A 25,627-nucleotide genomic window follows, 5' to 3' on the forward strand; every position below is an offset into this window, starting at 1 on the left:
CAGCGGGGCTGACCGTCAAAATCGATGAATGATCCCGTCGAGCCTCTCGCTGTGCGGGCGGAGATCAGAGGTGCTTACCCCTCATCTCGGCCCGCGCAGCGAACGCTGTGGTGTTCAGTCATCGGTCAGGGTGACCCCGATCCCGCCGACGAGGGTCGCGGAGATGTTGTACAGCACGGCCGCGAGCATGCTCAAGGCCGTCAGCAGCACCACATTGACCACCGCGATGATCGTCGCGAAGGAGGCGACCTGGCCCAGCGAGATCAGTTGCTGCACCGTGAACGATCCTCCCTCTGAGCCCAGGACCTGGGCCAGCAGGTCGTTGACCTGGTCGAAGATGCCGGTTAGGTCCATGACGGTCCACAGCACCACGGCTCCGACAACGGTGACGATGCCCAAGGCCACCGACAGGAGGAAGGCCATCTTCAGCACCGACCAGGGATCGACCTTGGAGACGAGCAGCCGGGCTTTGCGGACCTTGGCCTTGGGCGCCGGACGCACCAAGCCCTGGGCGGCGGGCCGCTGCGCGGGGCGCTTCTGTCCGGATCCCGCGGATCCTGTGGGACGGGCATTCTGCGGACGCTGGCCGGGCTGACGGGAACCTTGCGCCGAGGGTCGCTGCTGCGTCCCTCGAGGTGTGACTCCCCTGTCCGACGAACCGCCGGCCGGGCGTTGGCCTGCAGGCCGGGGCGTTCCGGATGTGCTCACTACTGTCCTCCGTCAATCTCCGCGTCCGGGTCAGGATCGACCGCTGCGGATTCGGTGGCTGTCACGGTCGTGTCGGTCCCCTCCGCACTGGCGGGGGCGGCCGTCTCAGAGTCCAAGGGTACTTCACCCTCGGTAACATCCCCTGCGACCTCTCCCTCGGGATTCTCGTCCGTCACACCGTTGAGCTGCTTCTCGTTGTTGAGCGTGACGGCGATGATCCGATCGTTCTTGTCCGGCTTGGCGAAGATGACGCCCATGGTGTTGCGGCCCTTGGCCGGGACACCGGTGACGGCGGATCGGACCACCTTGCCGGAGTTCATCACCACCAGCACTTCGTCGTGTTCCTCCACCACCAGGCCGCCGGTCAACTCTCCGCGATCCTCGACGATGTTGCCGACCTTGATGCCCAGTCCGCCGCGATTCTGCACGCGGTACTCATCCACCGTGGAACGCTTGGCGTAGCCACCGTCCGTGACGATGAACACGAAGGCGTCCTCGCGGACCACATCCGCGGTGAGGAGCTCGTCCCCCTGACGGAACTTCATGCCGGTGACGCCGGAGGTGGCACGTCCCATGGGGCGCAGTGCCTCGTTGGTGGCATTGAAGCGCAACGACTGGCCGTTCTTGGAGATCAGGATCAGGTCATCCTCCTCCGAGACCAGCTTGGCCGAGACGACCTCGTCGTCATCGCGCAGTTTGATGGCGATGACGCCGGCGGTGCGGTTGGTGTCGTAGTCCGCCAACAGGGTCTTCTTGACCAGGCCCTGCCGGGTGGCGAGCACCAGGTAGGGAGCCCTTCCGTAGTCGGCGAGCGGCAGTGCCTGGGCAATCCGCTCCTCGGGCTGGAAGGCCATCAGGTTGGCCACGTGCTGGCCCTTGGCATCCCGTCCCGCTTCCTGCAGCTCGTAGGTCTTGATGCGGTAGACCCGGCCCAGATTGGTGAAGAACAGGATCCAATGGTGCGTGGACGTGGTGAAGAAGTGCTCCACCACATCGTCGTTGCGCAGGGAGGCACCACGCACGCCCTTGCCGCCACGGTTCTGAGCCCGGTAGTTGTCGATCCGCGTGCGCTTGATGTAGCCACCGCGGGTGATGGTGACCACCATCTCCTCTTCGGGGATCAGGTCCTCCATCGACATGTCGCCGTCATAGCCGTACATGATCTCCGTGCGGCGGTCATCACCGTACTTCGCCACGATCTCCGCCAACTCGGTGGAGACCACCTCGCGCTGACGCTCCGGGGAGGCCAGGATCGCGTTGTACTCGGCGATCTTCGCCTGCAACTCGTCGTACTCGTCCTGGATCCCCTGGCGTTCCAGTGCGGCCAGCTGCCGCAACTGCATGTTGAGGATGGCCTTGGCCTGATCGTCGTCGATCTCCAACAGCGTCTTGAGGGACTCCCGTGCGGCATCGGCGCTGGCGGAGGCCCGGATGGTGGCAATGACCTCGTCCAGCATGTCCAGGGCCTTGAGCAGCCCCAGCAGGATGTGGGCACGTTCCTCGGCCTTGCGCTTGCGGAACTCCGTGCGCCGGACGATCACCTCGATCTGGTGCATCACCCAGTGGTGCACGAATCCGTCCAGGGAGAGGGTCCGCGGGACTCCGTCCACGAGGGCCAACATGTTGGCGGAGAAGTTCTCCTGCAGCTGGGTGTGCTTGTAGAGGTTGTTGAGCACCACCTTGGCCACAGCATCCCGCTTGAGGACGATCACCAGGCGCTGACCCGTGCGGCCGGAAGTCTCGTCGCGCATGTCCGCGATCCCCGAGAGCTTGCCGTCGCGGACCATCTCGGCGATCTTGGCGGCCAGATTGTCCGGGTTGGCCATGTACGGCAGCTCGGTGACCACCAGGCAGGTCCGGCCCTGGATCTCCTCGACATTGACCACGGCCCGCATGGCGATGGAGCCGCGGCCGGTGCGGTACGCGTCCTCGATGCCCTTGCGGCCGAGGATCTGCGCGCCGGAGGGGAAGTCCGGCCCCTTGATGCGCTGCATCAGTGCTGCCAGGAGCTCCTCGCGGGAGGCCTCCGGGTTCTCCAGGTACCACTGCACGCCGTCCACGACCTCGCGGAGGTTGTGCGGCGGGATGTTGGTGGCCATGCCCACGGCGATGCCGGAGGAACCGTTGACCAGCAGGTTCGGGAACCGGGCCGGCATGACGGTCGGCTCCTGCTGCTTGCCGTCGTAGTTGTCCTGGAAATCGACCGTGTCTTCCTGGATGTCCCGGACCATCTCCATGGCCAGCGGCGCCATCTTGGTCTCGGTGTAACGCTGGGCGGCGGCGCCGTCGTTGCCGGGGGATCCGAAGTTGCCCTGGCCCAGGGCCAGCGGGTAGCGCATGACCCAGTCCTGGATGAGCCGGACCAGGGCGTCGTAGATGGCCGAGTCACCGTGCGGGTGATAGTTGCCCATCACCTCACCGACCACGCGGGCCGACTTGTTGAACGAACGATCCGGACGGTAGCCGCCGTCGAACATGCCGTACAACACCCGGCGATGCACGGGCTTCAGCCCGTCCCGCACGTCCGGCAGTGCGCGGCCCACGATGACCGCCATGGCGTAGTCCAGGTAGGACCGCTTCATCTCGGTCTGCAGGTCGACCTGCTCGACCTTGTCATGCTCGGTCAGTGCCGGGGCGATGACCGGGACCTCTCCCTCGCCAGCCGGCAGGCCGGCGTCGGGATTACCGTTGTTGTCCGGGTTCACGTTCTCGTTCTCAGGGTTCTGCTCGTCAGTCACGCGCGGTGTCCTCGGGTCTCAAAGTGTGGGGGCCGGCACCACGGCCCGGGCGCCGATCACTCGGTGCCGCCGGGCCGTGGCCGTTTCCGGCCGGGGTGGATAGCGGAGGGGATCAGAAGCCTCAGAAGGCTCAGATATCCAAGAAGCGGACGTCCTTGGCGTTCTGCTGGATGAAGGAACGGCGTGATTCGACGTCCTCTCCCATCAGCATGGAGAAGATCTCGTCCGCCGCGGCCGCGTCGTCCATGGTGACCTGCAGCAGGGTGCGGTGCTCCGGGTCCATGGTGGTGTCCCACAGCTCCTTGAAGTCCATCTCACCCAGGCCCTTGTAGCGCTGGATGCCGTTGTCCTTCGGGTAGCGCCAGCCCCTGGCCAGACCCGCGGCCACCGCCTGGTCCCGCTCCTCGTCGGAGAAGACGTAGTCGTGCGGCGCGTTGGACCACTTCACCCGGTACAGCGGGGGTTGCGCCAGGAACACGAATCCGTGCTCGATCAGCGGCCGCATGTAGCGGAACAGCACCGTCAGCAGCAGCGTGGTGATGTGCTGGCCGTCCACATCGGCATCCGCCATCAGCACGATCTTGTGGTACCGCAGCTTCGTGATGTCGAATTCCTCACCGATACCGGTGCCGAAGGCGGTGATCATCGACTGGATCTCGGCATTGGACAGCGCCCGGTCCAGGCGGGCCCGCTCCACGTTCAGGATCTTGCCACGGAGCGGGAGGATGGCCTGGGTGCCGGGGTTGCGGCCCTGCTTGGCCGAGCCGCCGGCGGAGTCACCCTCCACGATGTAGACCTCGCACTCGACCGGGTTCTTCGAGGAGCAGTCGGCGAGTTTACCGGGCATGCCGAAGGACTCCAGCGGTGACTTGCGGCGAGCGTTGTCCCTGGCCTTGCGCGCGGCCATCCGCGCCTGAGAGGCCAGCTGGGCCTTGCGGATGATGTCCTTGGCCGGGCCGGGGTTGCGTTCCAGCCAGTCACCGAGCTGGTCGGAGACGATCTTCTGGATGAAGCCCTTGGCCTCGGAGTTGCCGAGCTTGGTCTTGGTCTGGCCCTCGAACTGCGGTTCGGAGAGCTTGATGGACAGCACGGCGGTCAGCCCCTCGCGGACGTCATCACCCGAGAGGTTCTCGTCCTTGGCCCTCAGGATCTCCTTCTCCCGCGCATAGCGGTTGACCAGGGAGGTCAGAGCCGCACGGAACCCTTCTTCGTGACTACCCCCCTCGTGCGTGTTGATGGTGTTGGCGTAGGTGTGCACGGACTCGGAGTAGGCCGTGGTCCACTGCATGGCCACCTCGGCGGCCATCTTGCGGTCGGTGTCCTCCGTCTCGAAGGCGATGACGTCCTCGTGGACCATCTCGACCTTCTTGTTCGAGTTCAGGTGCTGGACGTAGTCCAGCAGCCCGTTGTCGTACTTGTAGTCGACCATCCGCTTCTTCGCGCTGGCCAGATCCTCGCCGATGGTGTCCGGCTGGGCTTCGCTCTCGGTCTGGCGGTCCGCTTCGGTGCCCGGAATGCCGTCGCCGTCGGTGTCTCCGGCGATCTCGTCCTGCTGGATCTCGTTCGTCTCGATCAACCGCTCATCCGTGAGGGTGATGCGCAGACCCTTGTTGAGGAACGCCATCTGCTGGAACCGGGCGCGCAGGGTCTCGAAGTCGAAATCGACCGTGTCGAAGATCTCGGGGTCCGGGTAGAACGTCTGGGTGGTGCCCGTCTCGTCCGTCTCCCCGGCCTTGACGAGTTCGCCCTGCGGCACACCGCCATCGGCGAAGCTCATCTTCCAGAGGCTTCCCTGGCGGCGGATCTCAGTGTCCACGCGGGTGGACAACGCGTTCACCACGGAGATGCCCACACCGTGCAGACCACCGGAGACCGCGTAGCCGCCGCCGCCGAACTTGCCGCCGGCATGCAGGATCGTCATGACGACCTCCACGGTGGGCCTGCCCTCGGTGGGGTGCATGTCCACGGGGATGCCGCGGCCATTGTCCTCCACGCGCACGCCGCCGTCCGCCTGCAGGGTCACATGGATGGTGTCGCAGTACCCGGCCAGCGCCTCGTCCACGGAGTTGTCCACGACCTCGGACACCAAGTGGTGCAGACCGCGCGGACCCGTGGAACCGATGTACATGCCGGGGCGTTTGCGGACGGCCTCCAACCCCTCGAGGACCGTGATGTCCCCTGCGCCATACTCGTGCTCCACCTTGCGGGTCGCCTCGGTGATCTGCGTCGACTGGGTGGATGCCTCCGAGGCCGCCGCGTCGGTCTCCGCCGGGGCGGTGGTCTCGACGGTGGGATCCTGCGGGGCGCCGCTCTGATCTGTGCCGTTGTTCTCTTCGGCCACGGGCGTCTACGGCTCCTCTGTTGGGGTACTGGGCTTCATATCGCATGTACCAAGGGGTTCTGGCGCCGGGGCGCACGGAAGGTGTCCCTTTCGGCACGATTCCGTCTCATTCTACCCCCGACACGCCGATTCGTGCGTCTTCAGGGGGGTGTTCCAGGGATAAAACATGGCCTCTGCGGAACAGAATCGGCGATTCCGACCACCCGGGGTACCCCCTCCCGGTCCCGGTCCGCCCGACGGGGTTCCAGTTCGCCAAATCGCCGTTGGCGGGTTCCTCGGCGAATGCCGCGCGACCTCTGGAACCCGTGCCGGCACCGATCCGGTCAGCCGTAGGTGTCCCGGGGGCCGCGTCCTTTGACCACCCGTGGACCCTTGCGCCACGAGGGAGCGGCTGGGCCTGCCACCCGCAGGCTCGTCACGATCCCAGGACCCAGTTCGACCTCGAACCGCTGGAGCAGGGCCGGTGTCAGCAGCTTGAGCTGGGTGGCCCAAGCGGTGGAATCGCAGCGGACGGTCACCACGGCGTTCTCGAAGCTCTCAGGCCGGCAGTGCAGCCCGATGTCCGCGCCGACGAGTTCGTCCCACCGGGACAGGACGGATCCCACGGCCACGGGCGAGGACCAACCGCGTTCGGTGACCAACCGGCCGAAGACATCGCCCACCATCCTCGGGTCCCGGGCATCTGGACCCCGACGTCGGCCTGGAACCGTCCCGCTCGCGGCCCCCGATGCAGGGGTGGTCCCGCGGCCTTTGGCTGCCGGGCGCCGACGTCGGACCTCACCCCGGGATTCCGCGGCCTGACGCACTCGGTTGAGGGCCACGATCGCCGCATCAGGATCATCCTCGATCCCGTCCGGGGAGGTTTCCCGCTCCGGTGGGGGCACCGGTTCGTCAGGGCTGCTCACGGGGCTTCCTCCGGCTCGGGTGCGACCGATCCGGAGGATTCGGCCTGGTGGACCACGCTCCCATCGTCCCCCAGAGTGACGTTGATCCTCGGCCCGGCCAGCTCGTCCGGGATGTCTGCGGCGACGGCGGCCGTGACCAGCAGTTGTTCCGCGCCGGCGGCCAATTCGGCGAGCCGGCTGCGGCGGGCGGCATCGAGTTCGGCGAAGACATCGTCGAGGATGAGCACGGGCCGGGCTTGAGGATCCGGATCGTCCGCCACCAGGATGCGGTAACTGGCCAACTTCAGTGACAGTGCCATGGACCAGGTCTCGCCGTGGGAGGCGAAGCCCTTCACCGGTGCCGGGCCGAGGGTCAGGGCCAGGTCATCCCGGTGCGGACCGGCCAGGGTGACGCCGCGGTCTCGTTCCTGCCGGTGCCGGGACTCGAGTTCTGCGAGCAGTGCTTCGTGGAGGGCCTGTTCCTCCGGAATCTCCTGGTGTTGGCCTCCCGCCAGCGGGACCGTGGATTCATAGCTGAACCCGGCCGTCTTCACGCTCTCGGCAAGAGCGGTGTAGGACTCGGTGAGGGGATGGGCGAGCATCTGCAGCACATGGAGCCGGCCGTTGAGCACGCGGGCACCGGCACGGGCGAGGTGTTCGTCCCACACCCCGAGGGTATGCGCGTGTTCCTCAGTCCATCGTCCGGAGTGCTTGGCGTTCTTCAACAGCGCGTTGCGTTGCTTCAGCACCCGGTCGTAATCGCTGCGGGCATCCCCGAGGGCCGGGCGCAGCTGAACCACGAGATCGTCCAGGAACCGACGCCGAACGGACGGGTCGCCGTTGATCAGGGCCAGATCCTCCGGAGCGAACAGCACCGACCGCAGCAGTCCGAGGCCCTCCCGGGCCCGTTGTGGGGCACCCCGGTTGACGGCGGCCCGGTTGGATTTCCCGGGATTGATCTCCAGTTCGAGGGAGATGGCCCGGTCCCCTCGGTGGATGCGACCGCGGATGATCGCTTGCGAGGCGCCGAAGTGCACCAAGGGGGAATCAGTGGACACGCGGTGGGAGACCTGGGTGGCCAGGTAGCCCACGGCCTCGACGATATTCGTCTTTCCGGCCCCGTTGGATCCGACCAGCACATTGGGCCCTGGCACCAGGGAGACATCGGCCTGGTGGTAGGAGCGGTATTGAGTGAGGGAGAGGTGGGAGAGAAACACGTTTCGGTGTCGGTGACCTGACTGGGCCGGCAGTCGGGTCAGTTGGCCAGACGGACCGGCATGACCAGGTACCGGTAGTCGTCCTGTTCGGGTGAGTCCTGTTCCTGCTGGGCGGTCATCAGGGCAGGCTTCGGCGCCGTGGTGAAGGAGAAGCGAACGTACGGGGCGTTGATGACGTTGAGTCCCTCGCCCAGGTAGGACGGGTTGAACGCCACGGTGATCTCGTCGCCGTCGAGGACGGCGTCCAGGGATTCGTTCGCGGAGGCGTCGTCGCCGGCACCGGCGTCCAGGGTGACGTGGCCGTCATTGAACATCATGCGCACGGCGGTGTTGCGTTCGGCGACGAGGGCTACGCGCCGGACGGCCTCGACGAGCGGACCGGTCGGGACCACGGCGTGGATGGGGCTGGACTCTGGGAAGAGTGCCCGGATCTTCGGGTACTCCCCGTCCACCAGCAGGCTTGTGGTGCGTCGTCCTCCGGAGGCGAAGCCCACCAGGTCCGAGGTGGATGACTCCTTCGGCAACCGAAGCTGCAGATCCCCGCCGCCAGCCAACGATTTGGCGACTTCCGTGAGGGTCTTGGCCTTGACCAACAGTGACGTTGAGATCGAAGGATCGGCAGGGGACCAGTTGAGTTCCTTCATGGCCAGCCGGTACCGGTCCGTGGCGAGGAAGGTGATGCGGTCCCCCTCGATCTCCAACTTCACGGCGGTGAGGATGGGCAGGGTGTCGTCCTTGGAAGCCGCCACAGTCACCTGGGCGACCGCGTGGGCGAAGGCGTCCCCATCCACAGTGCCAGCCGACTCGGGCATCTCTGGAAGGGCCGGATAGTCCTCGACGGGCATGGTGGCCAAGGCGAAGCGGGAGTTCCGGCAGGTCAGGACCACTTTGGAGCCATCGGTCTCCAGAGTGACGGGCGCCGCCGGAAGGGAGCGGACGATGTCGTTGAGCAGCCGGCCGGAGACCAGGATCTTGCCGGGCGTCTCGATGTCTGCCTCGATCTCGAGTTGAGCTGAGGTCTCGTAGTCGAAGCTGGCGATGGAGACCAGGTTGTCTTCGGCGGTGATCAGCAGCCCGGACAGAACCGGTACCGGCGGGCGAGGGGACAGGGAACGTGCGGTCCAGGAGACGGCGTCCGTCAGGATGTCTCGCTCAACGGTGAACTTCACAGAAGTTTCCGCCTTTCTCGTAGACGGCAGGTGATGTTGGTCTTCCTCCGGATACCCCCGCCGGGCATCCTTTGAATCACACGTCTGAGCCGTGTGCTGTGTCAGCTTACCGTGACTCGCCGAGGGCGCGAATGTTGGCATTTGTGCCGCGGATGTGGTTGGGCGATGCGGCTCAGGGATGAGGGCCGTCCTCGAAGCGTCCGACGTTTCGACGGATTCGTCAGATCCGGTGAGCGGCGTTCGGCAGGGAGGAGTGGATGTTCTTGGGATTCATTCTTAACAGGGATTAGTAGTGTTAATAAGTCCTGTGGATACTGTGGATAACCCGATCCGTCGGTGTGGTTCCGGCGTTCCTCCTGTGGACCCCGCGGTGGACTTCTCTCGTCTGCCCTGTGCACCGTCGGTGCACAACTTTCGAGCGGGGATCTGCGAATTCACAGGGAAGCGTGTAGTTATCCAGAGACTCGCCCGAACACTCCACTTAAGCATCCACAGGTTTGTCCACAGCTGTGGGTTGTGCTCGGTGAGGGCCTCTATCAACCTGTGGATATCTGTGGACCACTGTGGATAAGACGAGGTCTCGAGCGCTCGATCCGGGGTTCTGCCTGTGGAACGACCTTGTCGTTAAGGATCAAGGTTGCCTGGATGAGGGAGGCCAAGGGCTGGGTCCGGCCGCGACGACCGTTGAGGTCAGCGGGCGCGCTGCTGCTGCTTGATCCGGTTCGTCAGCTCGGTGACCTGGTTGTAGATCGTCCGGCGTTCAGCCATCAGCTCTCGGATCTTGCGGTCAGCGTGGATCACCGTGGTGTGGTCCCGCCCGCCAAGCTCCTGACCGATCTTCGGCAGGGACATCTCTGTCAGCTCACGCAGCAGGTACATGGCGATCTGCCGGGCGGTGACGAGGGTCCTGGTCCGTGACTTGGAGGTCAACTCCTCCATGGTCAGGTTGAAGTACGCGGCCGTCTCGTTGAGGATCGTCGGCGCGGTGATCTCGTGTGCGTCCTCATGGGTGATGAGATCACGCAGTACCTGCTCTGCCAGCTGGATCCCGACCGGCTGCTTGTTCAGCGACGCGAAGGCCGTGACGCGAATGAGAGCGCCTTCCAGCTCCCGGATATTGGTGGAGATGTTGGAGCCGATGTACTCGAGGACCTCGGGCGGGGCCGTCAAACCCTCGGCTTCTGCCTTCTTGCGGAGGATGGCGATGCGCGTCTCCAGGTCCGGCGGCTGGATGTCCGTGATCAGCCCCCACTCGAAGCGAGAGCGCAGACGTTCTTCGAAGCCGGACAGTTGCTTGGGGGGCAGGTCGGAGGTGATCACGACCTGCTTGTTGTTGTTGTAGAGGGTGTTGAAGGTGTGGAAGAACTCCTCGATGGTCGCTTCCTTGTCCGCGAGGAACTGGATGTCGTCGATGAGCAGGATGTCCACATTGCGGTACACCTGTTTGAAGCTCGCACCCTCGTCGTGGCGGATCGAGTTGATGAAGTCGTTGGTGAACTCCTCGGAGTTCACGTACCGGACGCGCAGCCCCGGGTACAGGTGACGGGCATAGTGACCGATCGCGTGCAACAGGTGCGTCTTCCCCAGCCCGGACTCGCCGTAGATGAACAGCGGGTTGTAGGCCTTCGCGGGCGCTTCGGCCACGGCGTTCGCGGCGGCATGGGCGAAGCGGTTCGAGGAACCGATGACGAAGGTCTCGAAGTGATATCGCGGGTTCAGACGGCTGGTCTCATCCGAGGTCGACGGCGGCGCTGGCGCTGGCGCCGCTGACCGGACCGGGGCATGGGGGGAGGGGGCCGAGCGGGTGTGCTGGACGTCGCGGACCGGGGGGACCGCGGCTGTCGGGAGCTGGTAGTCCTCCCCTGTCTGGGCCATCAGGGTCGAGTCAATCGAATACGCGCACAGGATCTCGGTCCTGAACACGTTCCCGAGCGCTTCAGCAAGGGCGTCCTTGAGCTGGGACTGCAGGACCTCACGGGTCAGTTCATTCGGAACGGCGAGCAACAGGGTCGTACCGATCAGCCCCTGGGGCTGCGCGAGGCCGACATGGCCGAGTTGGCGAGGTGAGACGCGGTCGTCTTCCTCAAGGGTGCGTACCACCTTGCGCCACGAGCTGCTGACAGCCTCATCTGCAACCATGGGGGCTGGGGTCCTTCCGTCGGCGTCGAACCGAGTCTAACGGGAATCCACAGAGTTATTCACAGGCAGTGGATAACTTCGGCGAGGGTACAGGTCCGGTGCGCGGGTGACCACCGGAGAGTGCAATTTGACGCTGTAGCCGACCATCCCTAAACTTGATTGGTCCCCGCGGGGTTGTTTAGCCGTGCTCTGAACCGACTGGAATTGTCCGGATCGACCTCAGGGTGCAGCCGACCAGCGGACACCCGAAGGCCCAGGCCTGTTGGATTGGTGTCTTCAGCGGGGAAGTCCTAGTCAGAGCGTCTACCGGTTCTTCCCCCAGGTACAACGGGTCCGGGCGCATACACACGTTGTGGAGATATCAAGTGAGCAAGCGGACTTTTCAGCCGAATACCCGCCGCCGGGCCAAGAAGCACGGTTTCCGCGCCCGGATGCGTACCCGCGCCGGCCGCGCCATCCTGGCAACCCGCCGTACCAAGGGCCGCACGGAACTGTCCGCCTGATCTGGCCTGAGGCCGATCAGCAGAGCGGACGACACGGCGTGCTGCCCCGCGAGAAACGGGTACGCACCCCCGCGGATTTTTCCCAGACACTGCGTTCCGGCGCCCGAACAGGGCGCCGGAACGTTGTCGTGTCCGCACACCTTCTCGATCCCACGCTCCCCAGCGAGGCCGATAGCTCGGCCGGACCGGTGCGCGTGGGTTTCGTCGTCTCCAAGGCCGTCGGCAATGCGGTGGTGCGAAATCGCGTCAAGCGCAGGCTTCGGGCCGCCGTGGCTGATCAACTCAGCGGACCACTGGCGCGACATCCGGGTGCGACGGTCGTGGTCCGTGCCCTGCCGCCGTCGGGAACGGCCGATTGGGATGAGCTCAAGAAGGACCTGGATTCGGCCCTGGCGGGTGCTCTGCGGAAGGAAACCGGCCGGCGTCGTCCCGGCGGTCCCGTGTCTCACAGCCGGTCCGCATCACAGGTGCGGAGCCCGGGGACGGAGATGGACGCATGATCACGCAGTCCCCGTTCACCACCCGGCCCGGCGCCGCCGAATGGAACTGGCTTCGCGCCCTACCGTCCACCCTGCTGGCCTGGCTGCTGATGGCCTACCGCGCGGTGATCTCGCCCCTCTACGGCCAGGTATGCCGCTACTTTCCCTCGTGCTCGGCCTACGCGCTCGAGGCGGTCCACGTCCACGGGGCCGTGAAGGGCTCGTGGCTCTCGGCACGCCGTCTCGGCAGCTGCCACCCCTGGTCGAAAGGCGGTGTCGACGCGGTCCCACCCGGCAAGAGGATTTGGCCACCGGGCCGCCGACCCAAGATCATTGACCTAAACCATCCCGTCATCCCCCCGGATCCTCCGGCGGAACAGTAGGAGATCATGGACTTCTTCCAAATCATTCTCTGGCCCTTCAAGTGGGTGATGTCCTGGATCCTCGGTGCCTTCCACACGGTCCTGGAACTGGTCGGCATGGACCCGGACAGCGGGTTCACCTGGACCCTGTCGATCATCCTGCTCGTGGTGTTGGTGCGGACCCTGCTGATTCCGCTGTTCGTCAAGCAGATCAAGTCGCAGCGCGCCATGCAGGCGCTCCAGCCGGACATCAAGAAGCTGCAGGCCAAGTACAAGGGCAAGACGGACCAATTGTCCCGTCAGGCCATGGCCATGGAACAGCAGGCCCTGTTCAAGGAACACGGCACCAGCCCCTTCGCGGCCTGTCTGCCGATGCTCGTGCAGATGCCCTTCTTCTTCGCGCTGTTCCAGATCCTGACCGGAGCCGGGGCCGCCGCCGAGCGAGGTGAGGGGGAAGCCGCGCTGACTGCGGACCAGATCCGTTCCTTCGGAGACGCGATCTTCCTCGGCGCGCCCATGCAGGCCACGTTCCTGGGTTCCGTGGGCGAGAACCTCAACATCGCCGTCATCATGGTCTCCGTCGTCATGATCATCCTCATGTCGGGCTCGCAGTTCTTCATGCAGAAGATGCTGATGAGCAAGAACATGTCCGAGGCTGCCATGACCGGGCCCTTCGCCCAGTCGCAGAAGTTCATGCTGTACATCCTTCCGTTGGTGTTCGGCATCGGTGGCATCAACTTCCCGATCGGCGTGCTGATCTACTGGACCGCCACGAACTTCTGGGCCGTGGCACAGCAGATGTGGATCATCCGCAACAACCCGACCCCGGGTTCCCTGGCTGAGCAGGAACTGAACGAACGCCGCGCCGTCAAAGGCCTTCCCCCCGTCGGCAAAGCCGCCCAGGAGGCGGCTGCCAAGGCGGAGATCGAAGCTGCCAAGCCCCAGCAGACCGGTCAGCGCCAGCAGCCGAAGCGCAAGACCAAGAAGAGGAGATGACCATGAGTGACGCGTCCAACACGCCGTCCGGGGAGGCCGCGGAGTCGGCCGTGACCGCCGAGCAGGGCATCGAGCAAGCCACGGTGGCACCCTCTGTGACACCCACCGGCTCGACTCCACCCGCAGACTCCTCTGCAGCCGAGGACGTGTCGGGAGAGCAAGAGTCCACAGAGGCCGGCCAGGACGCCGCTGCGTCGGCGGATGCGTCTGAGGACTCCTCCGCCCCGTCCGCCAGCCGCCTCGAGGAAGAGGGGGACATCGCTGCCGACTACGTCGAGGAACTGCTGGACATCTCCGACCTCGACGGTGACATCGACATCGAGATCCGCAATGGCCGCACCTACGTCTCTGTGATCGCGGAGGAGGGAGACGACCGCCTGCGCGGCCTCGTGGGCAAGGACGGCAAGGGACTGGAAGCCCTGCAGGAGCTAGTGCGCCTGGCCGTGCTGTCAGCCACCGGCAGCCGCTCCCGGCTCGTCCTGGACGTCGCAGGGCACCGCACCGAACGGGCACAGGAGCTGGAGCAGCTCGCCCAAGAGGCCATCGTCAAGGTTCGGGAGACCGGCGAACCGCTGCACCTGAGGCCGATGGGCGCCTACGAACGCAAGATCGTTCACGATGTCATCGCCGAGGGTGGACTCGTGAGCGAATCCGAGGGCGAGGGCCCGCGTCGGCATGTGGTGGTCTCCGCCGGTGTCTGATCAGCCCCAACCAGAGAACGACCAGACCTCTCCGCAGCCCACTCGGGACGGTGAGAAGCCCCCCATCGAAGCGCAAGACCCACCGGAACTGACCGGTGACCTGTTGACCGCAGCCGAGGAACTCTTCGGCGACCGGATCGATCTCGCCGTTCGCTTCGTGGAACACCTGTCCTCCACCGGGATCGAGTGGGGGCTGCTGGGTCCGCGCGAGGTACCGCGGCTGTGGGAACGCCACGTCTTGAACTGCGCCGTGGTCGGGGATCTGCTGCCGGAAGGTGCCCTGGTGGCCGACGTCGGCTCGGGCGCCGGATTGCCGGGCCTCGCCCTCGCGTTGGCCCGGCCAGACTGCCAGTTCATCCTCATCGAACCGCTGGAACGGCGGGTGGCCTGGTTGGACATGGTGATCGATGATCTTGGGTTGGACAACGTCGACGTGGTCCGGGCCCGGTCGGAACAGGTGGTGGGCAACGTGGTCGTGGACATCGTGACCGCCCGCGCCGTGTCTGCCCTCAAGACCTTGATTCCGTTGACCCTTCCACTGCTCCAGGGGTCCGGACAACTGTTGGCCATCAAGGGCCGGAGCGCGGCCGAAGAGGTCAAGTCGGCCGCCAAGGTCCTGAAGAAGCACAAGGGGTCCACCCCGGTCATAGAGACCGTGGGCGAGGATCTGCTGGCCGAGCCCACCACGGTGGTACGGGTGCGTGTGGGCTCCTCACGCTGACCAGTAGGCTGGAGTGGCTGGATGCCACGGCCGAAGGTTCGTTTCGCCGTCTATCAACCTCGGGAGGTTGTTCTCATTGACCAATGAGTCGGAAGTTTCACGGGAAACCGTCAGCACCGTGGACTCGTCCGTGGCGGATGACATCGAGACGCCCTTGGCGCGTGAGCTGGCCCAGGAGAACCGTCGACGGGACAAGCTGAAGGGCCGGAGATTGCCCACCCCGACTGAGACGCGCATCGTCACCGTGTCGAACCAGAAGGGCGGGGTCGGCAAGACCACGACGACGGTCAACCTCTCGGCAGCCCTGGCGCGTGCTGGCATGCAGGTCCTGGTCGTGGACATCGATCCCCAGGGGAACGCCTCCACCGCGCTGGCCATCCCCCACAACTCGGACGTGGACAGTGTCTACGACGTCCTCATCGACGAACTGCCCATGGCCGATGTGGTCAAGCCCTGCCCTGACGTGGATGGGCTGGTGGTGGCTCCGGCAACGATCGACCTGGCCGGAGCGGAGATCGAACTGGTCTCCCTCGTCGCCCGTGAACAACGCCTGTCTCGTGCGCTGAACGAGTACTTCACCTACCGGGAGAAGCAGGGTCTCCCTCGGATCGACTATGTCTTCATCGATTGTCCTCCGAGCCTCGGCCTCCTCACCGTCAACGCCTTCGTGGCCGCGAGCGAAGTTCTCATCCCCATTCAGACCGAGTACTACGCACTCGAGGGGCTCTCCCAGCTGCTGAACAACATTCAGATGATCCAGAAGCACCTGAATTCGTCGCTCAAGGTGTCCACGATTATCTTGACCATGTACGACGGGCGCACCAACTTGGCGACCCAGGTGGCTGACGAGGTGCGTGAGCATTTTCCGGCCGAGGTGTTGAATACCGTGATCCCGCGCAATGTGCGGATCTCCGAGGCTCCGAGCTTCCAGCAGACAGTGCTCACCTATGATCCTCAGTCCACCGGTGCCCTGTCCTACCGGGAGGCGGCTGTGGAGATCGCTGATCGTGGTCACGCGGCCGGCATCTGATCCAGTCATCCAGGCGCGCTCTGTTAACTAAATCAACCGCTTCTGGTTGTAACCGACGCCTTGGGCGCAGGTGGGCGCTTTCGCGGGGAGTTCCTCCCGCTGACCATGTCTGGAGCGGACGTGTTCGGTCGTGTTTCACGTGAAACTGGGCAATCCCGACGTTGATTGAACACCACCATTGGACGGTGCAACTGGGGTTCTACCGCGGCTCCTCCTTCGTATTGCCCCTTAGAGACGCTGCGGCCCGGCATAGGCAAGGCCGCCGGTTGCCTTCGGTGGTTGCTCGAGTACTCCGCATGCCCCAATGAGGCCCATCTCGCGGGTGGTGGTGGCGTCGGCGGACAACTGTACGTTCAGTGGCTTCGCTGTTTTGGCCCCGGTGCAGCGTTTCACGTGAAACAGGATGGCTCTCCACGGACGAAATGGTGCTAATTCACCCCGCGAAGCCGCCCAGAAGGCTTCCGAGGCGTATTCGCGGAGGAGGCGACATGGATTTGACCTCTGAAAGTCGGTGGATTGTCCCTTCGCTCCATGGAGTCACAACGAGGTCGGGAGGCTGTCCTGAAGGCAGCTCGTTTTCACAGCCTGTGGTTCCGAGAGCATCAGATACAGGTTCTCGTTCCACGTGAAACATGCTCCTCTCTGACTGAGGTGCTACTCATGGTCGTTCGGCCGAGTGGTGAGGCCTGATTGACGGAGTCGTACCCGTTGTTTGAGGATAATTCCTACTTGGGAGAACTGCCCTCCCTTCACGCTTGAACGCTGTCTGACGGCGGTATTGATCGGCCCCAGGCCAAGCGTTGGGAGCGTGTGCGCATCAACCAGCCGGGAAGGCGCAGACGCTGGGACCGGACTGTGGGATCGAGGTTTCACGTGAAACGAATCAGGGGAACGGCGGTGTGTGAAGGTATCGACATGTTTCACGTGCACCCTGGACGCAGACAAGACTGGCCTGTCTTGTATCGTTTCACGTGGAACGTACTACCTCAGTCATTCGACAGACCCACAGGAGGCCTAAGACTGTGACGGATGGGGTAAGGCACCCATCACGAAGGTCTTCCCTTCAGTTCGAGCGACTACCCGCCGCCTGTGGGACCAAACTGAATTGTCGCCGGCGATGCATGAGCTGGACGTGTGTACCGCATGTCGTTGTTATGAGATGGTGCAGTGGTTGTCATCGATCGGCGCCTCGGCGTCTCGGTGGCGCGGTGTCTCTGTCTCTTCGCTTCTCTTCGCCTCCATGGTTCCTCCATGTGGCGTCTGCTCGCTGTCATAACGGCCGGCACACGCCTAGTTGACTGGGCTCGACCGCGCCTCGACATGGTCAGCGAGCTGCCACAGCGGAGTCGCAGGCTGATATACGCAACGGCGGGATCCATTGTTCCACGTAAAACCACATGGCCTAAGGTGTTCACAGACGCCGGGAGCCCTCGTGAGCCTCTGTTTCACGTGAAACGGGTACGCCTGATCGTTCTGGTTCAACACGAATCCCCTCGTCTTCCGAGTACCCCCTCGTTCTTTCTCTTGTCCTCATGTGCGTTGGCCTCCCCTGCGCCTCAGGGTGTAGGTACCAGGAAATGGTCATGTGAGTCCTGTAGTCAGCGATGATGTCAACTGGAAAACAATGACCTCAGTTGGTGAGTCCTCCTCGAGAACACGCAAGGACGTCCTAGGGGTCGGAAAGGTAGGACGCGGGATAGTCACCTCACGGAATCTGGTTTCACGTGAAACGGCAGTAGACTGGACTCCGACGCTGGGCACGATCTAAGGAGTATGCGTGAAGAAGAACCGACGCGGTCTTGGCAGAGGACTTGAGGCACTGATTCAGAACACGAGCTCCGAAGAAGAAGACGTCCTCGCCCCGGTCGTGACTTCAGAGCCTGCCCAAATTGACCCCGACACGCTCGAATCAAACGAGTCGGAATCAACTGCAGGCGGTAGTGCAACGGTGTTTGTGCCTCACAGCGGCGAACCACGGGGCTCACGGCTCGACTCGTTGGAACCGGAAGTCTCCTCTGAGGAAGCGGAAGCTGTGGACACGGCACGCGCCTCGACAAGTTCTGATCAACCTTCTTCTGACCGGGAGACCAATGGTGGTGCCGATCGCATGGACCTCACGAGCAGATACCTTGGGGGTCGTGGCCCTGACACGGCTCGCACAACTGTTCCACGTGAAACACGACGTCCCGTCGACGTCTTCTTCCCTGATCGGCGGAGCCCTGACGGCACTGATACGACTGATTCGGCTCAGGTGTCTGATGAGTCCGACGCGGCAGCAGCAAGTCGCAAGGCGAAGGCGCGCCCCACGATGCCGCCCGTCAAGCCCGTCAGCATAGGGGGCAAGTCAACTCATGCTGCTCCGAATGAACGCTATGCCTCAGACGGTCAACCGCAATCGGTTGAGATCAAGGGGACTGCAACGGCGCCCGCTTCAGTGGGGGGGGACCCGGCACCGGCCCAGGTCCGGCACCATGGGAGTGTCGGCGATGCGGAGCTGAGAACGATCCCGACCGGGGACATCCATCCCAATCCACGCCAGCCTCGCGAGGTGTTCGATGAGGACGACATGGACGAGCTGGTGGCATCCATCGCCGAGGTGGGGGTCCTCCAGCCCATCGTGGTGCGCCCTGTCGAGGGGCCCTCTCCCTTTGAACTCGTCATGGGTGAACGCCGGTGGCGCGCCTCGCAGCGTGCCGGGCTGACCGAGATTCCCGCCATCGTGCGGCATACTGCGGATACTGACCTCCTCAGAGACGCACTCCTGGAAAACCTGCACCGGAGTCAACTCAATCCCCTCGAAGAGGCTGCTGCCTATGAGCAGCTCCTTGAGGACTTCAACTGCACCCAGGAGGAACTGTCCTCCCGCATCGGCCGGTCGCGGCCGCAGATCACGAACACCCTGCGGCTGCTGAGGCTGCCGCCGCTGGTGCAGCGCAGGGTGGCGTCCGGTGTCCTCTCCGCAGGCCATGCTCGTGCACTTTTGGCCCTGGTGGATCCGGCCGAGATGGAACGCCTGGCGCAGAAGGTGGTCTCGGAAGGCCTGTCGGTCCGAGCGACGGAGGAGCTGGTCTCATTGCAGGACGGCGTCCGTCAGGTGAAGCCGAAGAGCCGTGCTCCGAGGAGTGATCGGCACGAACGGTTGGACTACCTGGCGAACTCCCTGACGGATCGTCTGGACACCACGGTGAAGATCACCCTGGGAGCCCGCAAAGGCAAGATCGCCATTGACTTCGCGTCGGTGGACGATCTCAATAGGATTATGGACCTGATCGGTCAGTCCGGGGAGAACGAAGTCAGTCATTAAATCTCGTTAGACACTGAGGAAGCTTCCTCAGCACAGGTCTTAATCGCAGAAGGGCCCCGCTCCAGCAGGAACGGGGCCCTTCTCGTACATCACGTCAGTGGCTAATGCTCACTTGAGGTACTCGGCGAACTCCGTCTCCAGGACCTGCTTGGGCTTGGCGCCGATGGACGTGGCGACCTTTTCGCCCCCCTGGAACACCATCACCGCGGGAATGCTGGTGATGCCGTAGTTGGATGCTGCCTGGGGGTTGTCGTCTACGTTGAGCTTGGCCACAGTGATCTTGTCAGCATGCTCGGTGGCCATCTCCTCGAGGATGGGGCTCAGCATGCGGCAGGGACCGCACCATTCTGCCCAGAAATCGACGATGACCGGCTTGTCCGAGTTCAGGACCTTCTCCTGGAAGTCCTGGTCGGTGACGTCAATGGTGCTCATGGTTCCTCCTGATGGGTTTGGTCTGGAATGCCGGCAGGGGGCCGGTATTCAGGTCTGTGGGGTGCGGTGCCTAGACGGCGGCCGCAACCAGTTCCTTGACGTCCGCAAGGTAATGCTCGACGTCCTGGGCGGCGATGCATCCGCTGCCGGCGGCGGTGATGGCCTGACGATAGGTCGGGTCGGTGACATCCCCGGCAGCGAAGACGCCGGGAAGCGAGGTGCGCGTGCTGGGGTGGTCGATCCGGACCGTGCCGTCGGCATTGAGCTCGACCTGGTCCTTGACGAGATCGGTCCGGGGATCCGATCCGATGGCCACGAACAGGCCGGTGACGTCCAGGGTGGACTCCTCGCCGGACTTCAGGTTGCGCAGGTGCAGGGTCTTGAGCTTCTCCTCGCCGTCGAGGCCAGAGACCTCGGTGTCCCAGATGAACTCGATCTTCTCGTGGGCCAAGGCCCGATCGGCCATGGTCTTCGAGGCACGCAGGTCATCACGGCGGTGGATCACCGTGACCTTGGACGCGAACTTGGTGAGGAACAGGGCCTCCTCCATGGCGGAGTCGCCCCCGCCCACCACGGCGATGTTCTGATCGCGGAAGAAGAAGCCGTCACACGTGGCGCACCAGCTCACGCCGTGGCCGGAGAACCGCTTCTCACCCTCCACGCCGAGCTCTCGGTAGGCCGACCCCGTGGACAGGACCACCGCATGGGCACGGTATTCGGAACCGTTGCCGAGGGTGACGACCTTCGGAGAGGCCTTCAGGTCCACCGCCACGACGTCCTCATACTGGACTTCAGCGCCGAATCGGGTGGCCTGCTGTTCCAGGTGGGCCATCAGTTCCGGACCGAGGATGCCCTCAGGGAAGCCGGGGAAGTTCTCCACGTCGGTGGTGTTCATCAACTCACCGCCGGCGGTCACGGACCCTGCGACCACGAGGGGATTCAGGTTCGCGCGTGCAGCGTAGATGGCGGCGGTGTAGCCCGCCGGGCCCGATCCGATGATGACGACGTCCCGGACGGCGTCGATGGACTCTGGAGCCTCGGTCACGGTGATTCCTTCAGGGGTAGGCAACTGGAACTGTTAACGGTGGAACATCCCCCGGCAGAAACCTATTCCAAGCCTGTTCCCGTCCAACAGATGTCCTGGCATGACCTCGACGGCCCCTCGTCACCTGGACGGCATGGGGACAGCCGGGCTATCACTCCCACCATCCTAGGCCGGGTCCGGTGGACGCAGAGGCGCGTCTTCCGCCCAGCGGAGGCTGCGGACCCCGCCCGCAGGGCGCCGGTCAGTTGACCTCGACCTCGGCAATTCTCAGTCCGTAGGGACGGTTGGAGGTGGCATTGGAGAGCTCGGGCAGTTCGGTGAAGTTGATGATCACGTATTGTGCCTCCGCCGGAGCGCCACCCTCGTCTGGGATCGGCACGCTGACCTCAGGCCCGGTCAGGGAGCCCTCGGCGATCTGCCGGGCGTCGTCGATCTCCGGGGTGTCGCTGAGCAACACCGAGAACGAGCCGCCGCTGCCGTTGTTCTGGATGATGTCCACCTGGGAGACGGCGCTGAGTTCCTCCAGCTCGATCACCAGGGCCATGCTGGAGGCATAGCCGCCGAAGGCCGGCTGGGCGAAGGTGTACGTCTGCCAGGCCGTGGCGGGATTGCCGTCGATGGCATTGGGAAGGGTGGAGTCCGTCTCCGCACTGAGGCCGTCGTCGTCCGGCACCACGCGGGTGGCCGAGACGATGGCCGGTTCCGGCAGTTGTGACTCCCGGGTCTGACCCTGCGAGGACTCGGTTGGCGACGACCCCGGTGTGGTGGATTCGCCCCCTCCCGCCTCCGGATTGCGATTGTTGTCCAGGATGTTGAACGCGAACACCGCTCCGAGGATGAGGAGCAGGACCAGGATTCCGCCGACCAGCCAGCGGGCGCCCCGCGGCTTGTCGTCCTCGTCGTGCTCCTCGTAGTCCTCGAACCCGGGATAGTCATCATCGCCGCCGTGGTCGGCGTCCGGATGACGGCTCGATCCTCCTGCCGACCCACCGCGGGGGCCCCCAGCCCCGGCAGAACCAGACCCAGCCCCGGCAGCCAAGCCGGCGCCAACGACGCCGGCCCCGAGGGCACCGGCACTGCGGCGGTCTTCGGTGTGGCTCTCACCGGCGGCACCGGCGTGATCATCGCGGGTGGACTCGTAGGGGGTGTCGTCCCAGAGCGTGACCTTGGGACGCTCAGCGGCGCGCTGGTCCGGTTCCCGTCCCGGCTTGGGGCTGTGCCGGCCGATGGCCGGGGAGGCGACGGCGGCCGTGGGGGTCTCGCCCGTCTCCTCACCGGTGTCCTCGGATCTGCCGTGATCGGAGGCATCCCGGGTTGATCCCTCTCGCCCATCATCGGACGGGATGCCCACCACGGGCGACGCGGAGGTCGCAGCAGCGTTCCGGTCGGCGGGAGAGGACGTCGCGGTGACCTCGTCCTGAGCACCGGTCCAGTCGGCGTCGCTGACCGTCTCCGGCAAGGGTGTGTCATCGGTGCGGAGCACCGCGGAACGGTACGGATCGTGCTCGTCCCGAGCGCCGTCGTCGTGCCGCCGGGGGTTCCTCGCCGCCGTGGCGCCAGCGGCACCGGCACCCGCTGCACCGGCAGCAGCCCTGCCGTCCACGGCGTCCTTGGCGGCGTCATCCGAGCCGAGCCGCTGGCTCAGGCGGTCGGAGATGCCGCGCAGGAACTTGGGACGGCGTGTCTCCGTCTCCGGCCCGGCATAGCCGTCGTCCAACTCCTCGTAGTACTCCTCGTCGTCCTCGTAGACCTGCGGCTCGTAGGTGCGGGCCTCACCGAAGATCTCCGAGCCGAGGGTGTCCGTATAGAAGGGCTCCACATAGACCTGCTGCTCGCGGGTCATGTCCAGCAGGTCCTCGGGCGCCGGGTTGCCGCCGGCGATCAGGTAGGTGCGGCCCTCGCTCAGGCCGAGATCGAGGACCTGGATGGTGCCCTGCCGCTCCCCGGTGGCGAGTTCGCGGGCCGAGGCGGCCACCTGGGAGGCATGATCGGAGGAGGCGACCAGGATGGAGACATCGCGGTTCAGGACTTGGTCGCGGCCGTCCAGCACCATGTCCTGGTCGGCTGACGTCAGCACATGTCCGGTGACGAGGTATCGGCCTCCGAGGACCATTCCCTCTTCAATGGGCTGCGGCACGGTGTTCCTCCAGGTCGGTGGCCCGGGCCAACGGTTGGGTATGGCCGTCCAGGTGGACGGGGGTGCCTCTGGCGCCACTGCGGGCAGTGGCCGGCCACGGGCGGTCCCGGGTGCGGTCGGGTCCATGCTACGGCCGACGGCGGGTTGGTGCGCGGTGAACCGCCGGACGGCAGGTCAGGAAATTACCGGGCCAACCCGGGGATTCTCCGGGCCAGCGGCCCCAGGAACTCGGTCAGCTCGGGCAGCCGCATGGCTCGGAGCATCACGAAGTACACCACTATCATGACCAGCCCGACGACGGCGCAGCTCACCAGGGCGGTGATGATCGTGGACCAGGGGAACCCGCCGGAGTAGCCGCCGATCAGCCACAGCACCAGGGCGCCGGCCACACCGGAGACGACGGCGGCCACACCGGTGCGCAGGTAAGCGTCCAGGACCTGGCCGGCGCCGTAGTCCCCGTAGTGGCGGCGTACCAGCACATGGGCGGCGACGAACTGGGCCACGTGCAGGAGGGTGAACACGGAGACCATGAGGTAGGCCATGGCCCAGCTGGGCATGAAGATCGAGGCGACGTAGGCGATGACCAGCGTGAACGCTGCGGTCCCGACCTGCACCAGCATGGGGATCCGCGCGTTCTCAGCCGCATAGAACAGGCGCATGAGGTAGATGTGCGCCGAGCGGAACGGCATCCCCAGCGCCAGCAGGATGAGCAGCTGTCCGATGGCCACAGCGGACGCAGCAGCGGTTTCCGAGGAACCGGCGAAGACGCGTCCCAGCGGCCCGGCGAGGACGAGCACCACGACCGTGGAGAACATCATCGGTACCGCGAAGTTCCGCAGGCCCCTGCTGATGGTGGCCAGGGCCCCCGGCACATCGTCCTGATGCAGCGACCGCGCGAGCTGGTTGAACAGCACGGTGGCCAGGGACAGGACGAACACCGAATGCGGAAGCACCGTGATCAGCTGGGCGATGTTCAGTGCCATGAGCCCGGGAATCGAGGCCTCGACGACGGAGGGGTCCAGCCCTTCGAACGGCCCGCCGGACCCGCTGGCCTCACCCAGGGAGGCACGTGCCTCCGTGGCCCCGGAGACGAGGCGGGCTACCAGCAGGTTGACGACGTTGCCGGCCATCATGGTCACGAGGGTGTACCCGGCGAGCTTGCCCGTGGACCGCAGCCCCATGCCCTTCCAACCGAACTTCGGCTTCAGCCCCAGCCCGAGCCGGCTCAGCGGGACGAAGAGCACGAGGGCCTGGACCACGATCCCGAAGGTGTGTCCGCCGGCGAGCAGGACGGTCTGGCCGGTGGTCCACTCCGCCAGTTGATCGCCGCCGGCCTGGTAGGAGCCGAACATCGCGAGGTAGAGGCCGATCACACCGATCGCCACCACGTTGTTGGTCACCGGGGCCCACATGTACGCGCCGAAGCGGCCGTTGGCGTTGAGGACCTGCCCCAGCACCGCGTATACGCCGTAGAAGAAGATCTGCGGGAAGGTCCAGAGCGCGAACGCCGTGCCCAGGGTCAGCATCGCCGGGGACCAGTTGCTGGTCAGCGCCACCATGATGGGGGCGGCCGCGAGCGTGATGACCAGGGTGGCCGCGGCCATGACCAGGACCGCGAGGGTGATCAGCCTCGAGGTGTAGTCAGAGCCCTTGTCCGGCTTCTTCGCCGCCTTGATGAGCTGTGGGACCAGCACCACGTTGAACACGCCGCCGGCCAGAAGCATGTAGATGATGTTCGGGATCGTGTTCGCGGACTCGAAGATGTCCGCGGCCATGGCGGTCGAACCGATGGCCACCGTGAGCAGGGCCGTGCGGACGAAACCGAGGATGCGGGACACCAGGGTGCCCGCGGCCATGATGGCACTGGACTTCGCCGTGCTGTCCGCCTCAGAGGACGCGGCGGAGGCCGTGACGGAGGCCGAGGCGGAACCCGGATCAGACGCTGAGACAGGAGCGGGATCAGGGGCGGGGACCGGATCAGGAGGACGGACGGTACTCCCGGGGCGGCGCGGGGGCACGGTGCCGGGGCGCCGCGGACCGGGGGAATCGCCGCGGTCCGGGGTGTCCGGCGTCGTGGTGGGGGTGTTCTTCACCGCTCGGAGTCCGACAGATCCGGGAACCTGCCCTCATGCTCGGGGAGTACGTCCCGCGCGAGGTCCACGATCCGGCGTTCGTTCGGGAAGGAGAGCTTGGCGTTGAGCACGTCCAGGCCGACCCAGGCCACGTCCACGGCCTCATGGTCCGGGTCGTTCTCCGTGGTCAGCTCGCCACCGGTGGCCTGCAGCAGGTAGTGGTGCACGGTCTTGTGCACGCGGTGGCTGGAGACGGTGAACCAGTAGTCGATGGATCCCAGCGACGCCAGGATGTCCCCGGCGATCCCGGTCTCCTCTTCGACCTCGCGGATGGCCGCCTCGCCGTGGGTCTCCGCGCCCTCCGGATGGCCCTTGGGCAGGCACCACTCCAGGCGGCCGCCGCGGTTGTAGCGGGCGATGATGGCGACCTCGAGCCGCCCGCCGTACCGGCGCACCACCAGTCCACCGGCGGAGATCTCCTCCACGGTGGGCAGGGACCCCTGCGCGGACTCGCCGGGCGTGCCCGGTTGCCCCGGGCGCCGGGGCACACGCCGGCCCACCGATGCGGTGAGCGGAGTGCGCTTGGGGGCGCTCGGAACGGGATGAGCCATGCATTCCACTGTAGCGGGCTGAACCGGAACCGCATCCG

The 25,627-nt window shown here is 65.2% G+C and carries 20 protein-coding genes; 8 read left to right on the forward strand and 12 right to left on the reverse strand.

The annotated features are described in order from the left end of the window. Positions 1 to 114: 114 nt before the first annotated feature. The 7 genes from BOSE125_RS13935 to dnaA form a co-directional block, all read right to left on the reverse strand. Positions 115 to 708, reverse strand: a complete 594-nt coding sequence (locus BOSE125_RS13935; RefSeq protein ID WP_159553455.1) for a DUF3566 domain-containing protein — start codon at positions 706 to 708, stop codon at positions 115 to 117. Next, the gene (gyrA, locus tag BOSE125_RS13940) at positions 708 to 3,446 is read right to left on the reverse strand and encodes a DNA gyrase subunit A (RefSeq protein ID WP_159553457.1); all 2,739 of its coding nucleotides are present in this window, start codon (positions 3,444 to 3,446) and stop codon (positions 708 to 710) included. The genes BOSE125_RS13935 and gyrA overlap by 1 nt, the downstream gene beginning before the upstream one ends. 130 nt (positions 3,447 to 3,576) lie before the next feature. After that, positions 3,577 to 5,667, reverse strand: a complete 2,091-nt coding sequence (gene gyrB, locus BOSE125_RS13945; protein ID WP_236558191.1) for a DNA topoisomerase (ATP-hydrolyzing) subunit B — start codon at positions 5,665 to 5,667, stop codon at positions 3,577 to 3,579. A 443-nt stretch (positions 5,668 to 6,110) separates the two neighbouring features. Beyond that, positions 6,111 to 6,692 (reverse strand): DUF721 domain-containing protein, encoded by a 582-nt coding sequence (locus tag BOSE125_RS13950; RefSeq protein WP_371300599.1) that lies wholly within the window; start codon positions 6,690 to 6,692, stop codon positions 6,111 to 6,113. Beyond that, the gene (recF, locus tag BOSE125_RS13955) at positions 6,689 to 7,888 is read right to left on the reverse strand and encodes a DNA replication/repair protein RecF (protein WP_159553461.1); all 1,200 of its coding nucleotides are present in this window, start codon (positions 7,886 to 7,888) and stop codon (positions 6,689 to 6,691) included. The genes BOSE125_RS13950 and recF overlap by 4 nt, the downstream gene beginning before the upstream one ends. 38 nt (positions 7,889 to 7,926) lie before the next feature. After that, the gene (dnaN, locus tag BOSE125_RS13960) at positions 7,927 to 9,057 is read right to left on the reverse strand and encodes a DNA polymerase III subunit beta (protein ID WP_159553463.1); all 1,131 of its coding nucleotides are present in this window, start codon (positions 9,055 to 9,057) and stop codon (positions 7,927 to 7,929) included. Between the two features lie 690 nt (positions 9,058 to 9,747). Continuing rightward, complete coding sequence (gene dnaA, locus BOSE125_RS13965; RefSeq protein ID WP_159553484.1) at positions 9,748 to 11,196, reverse strand: chromosomal replication initiator protein DnaA; 1,449 nt, start codon at positions 11,194 to 11,196, stop codon at positions 9,748 to 9,750. Between the two features lie 365 nt (positions 11,197 to 11,561). Here dnaA and rpmH point away from each other — a divergent pair, with 365 nt between their 5' ends. The 8 genes from rpmH (at position 11,562) to BOSE125_RS14005 (ending at position 19,292) form a co-directional block, all read left to right on the forward strand. Beyond that, complete coding sequence (rpmH, locus tag BOSE125_RS13970; protein WP_159553486.1) at positions 11,562 to 11,699, forward strand: 50S ribosomal protein L34; 138 nt, start codon at positions 11,562 to 11,564, stop codon at positions 11,697 to 11,699. A gap of 38 nt (positions 11,700 to 11,737) precedes the next feature. Continuing rightward, positions 11,738 to 12,199, forward strand: a complete 462-nt coding sequence (gene rnpA / locus BOSE125_RS13975) for a ribonuclease P protein component (protein ID WP_159553488.1) — start codon at positions 11,738 to 11,740, stop codon at positions 12,197 to 12,199. Further along, complete coding sequence (gene yidD, locus BOSE125_RS13980; protein WP_159553490.1) at positions 12,196 to 12,561, forward strand: membrane protein insertion efficiency factor YidD; 366 nt, start codon at positions 12,196 to 12,198, stop codon at positions 12,559 to 12,561. Before rnpA ends, yidD begins: the two co-directional genes overlap by 4 nt. 6 nt (positions 12,562 to 12,567) lie before the next feature. Further along, positions 12,568 to 13,536, forward strand: a complete 969-nt coding sequence (gene yidC / locus BOSE125_RS13985) for a membrane protein insertase YidC (RefSeq protein WP_159553492.1) — start codon at positions 12,568 to 12,570, stop codon at positions 13,534 to 13,536. 2 nt (positions 13,537 to 13,538) lie between these two features. After that, positions 13,539 to 14,237 carry a R3H domain-containing nucleic acid-binding protein gene (locus tag BOSE125_RS13990; RefSeq protein WP_159553494.1) on the forward strand — a complete coding sequence of 233 codons (699 nt, stop codon included), beginning with the start codon at positions 13,539 to 13,541 and terminating at the stop codon, positions 14,235 to 14,237. Positions 14,238 to 14,301: 64 nt separating this feature from the next. Further along, the gene (gene rsmG, locus BOSE125_RS13995; protein ID WP_236558193.1) at positions 14,302 to 14,958 is read left to right on the forward strand and encodes a 16S rRNA (guanine(527)-N(7))-methyltransferase RsmG; all 657 of its coding nucleotides are present in this window, start codon (positions 14,302 to 14,304) and stop codon (positions 14,956 to 14,958) included. 118 nt (positions 14,959 to 15,076) lie between these two features. After that, positions 15,077 to 15,988: a ParA family protein gene (locus BOSE125_RS14000; RefSeq protein ID WP_305764259.1), complete on the forward strand. Its 912-nt coding sequence runs from the start codon at positions 15,077 to 15,079 to the stop codon at positions 15,986 to 15,988. Positions 15,989 to 17,765: 1,777 nt separating this feature from the next. Beyond that, entirely contained in the window at positions 17,766 to 19,292 is a 1,527-nt protein-coding gene (locus BOSE125_RS14005; protein ID WP_236558024.1) for a ParB/RepB/Spo0J family partition protein, read from the forward strand. A gap of 108 nt (positions 19,293 to 19,400) precedes the next feature. On the opposite strand, the gene trxA is transcribed toward BOSE125_RS14005, so the two are convergent. From trxA to BOSE125_RS14030, 5 genes are all read right to left on the reverse strand, one after another. Continuing rightward, entirely contained in the window at positions 19,401 to 19,724 is a 324-nt protein-coding gene (gene trxA / locus BOSE125_RS14010) for a thioredoxin (RefSeq protein WP_159553498.1), read from the reverse strand. A 70-nt stretch (positions 19,725 to 19,794) separates the two neighbouring features. Beyond that, positions 19,795 to 20,769 (reverse strand): thioredoxin-disulfide reductase, encoded by a 975-nt coding sequence (trxB, locus tag BOSE125_RS14015; RefSeq protein WP_159553500.1) that lies wholly within the window; start codon positions 20,767 to 20,769, stop codon positions 19,795 to 19,797. Positions 20,770 to 21,010: 241 nt separating this feature from the next. Continuing rightward, entirely contained in the window at positions 21,011 to 22,906 is a 1,896-nt protein-coding gene (locus BOSE125_RS14020) for a hypothetical protein (RefSeq protein ID WP_159553502.1), read from the reverse strand. 182 nt (positions 22,907 to 23,088) lie between these two features. Next, positions 23,089 to 24,999: a murein biosynthesis integral membrane protein MurJ gene (gene murJ / locus BOSE125_RS14025; RefSeq protein ID WP_236558025.1), complete on the reverse strand. Its 1,911-nt coding sequence runs from the start codon at positions 24,997 to 24,999 to the stop codon at positions 23,089 to 23,091. Beyond that, entirely contained in the window at positions 24,996 to 25,589 is a 594-nt protein-coding gene (locus BOSE125_RS14030; protein WP_159553504.1) for an NUDIX hydrolase, read from the reverse strand. Before BOSE125_RS14030 ends, murJ begins: the two co-directional genes overlap by 4 nt. Between the last annotated feature and the right edge of the window lie 38 nt (positions 25,590 to 25,627).

Origin of the sequence: Citricoccus sp. K5 (genome assembly GCF_902506195.1) — a bacterium.
In the GTDB taxonomy this organism is placed as follows: Bacteria; Actinomycetota; Actinomycetes; order Actinomycetales; family Micrococcaceae; genus Citricoccus.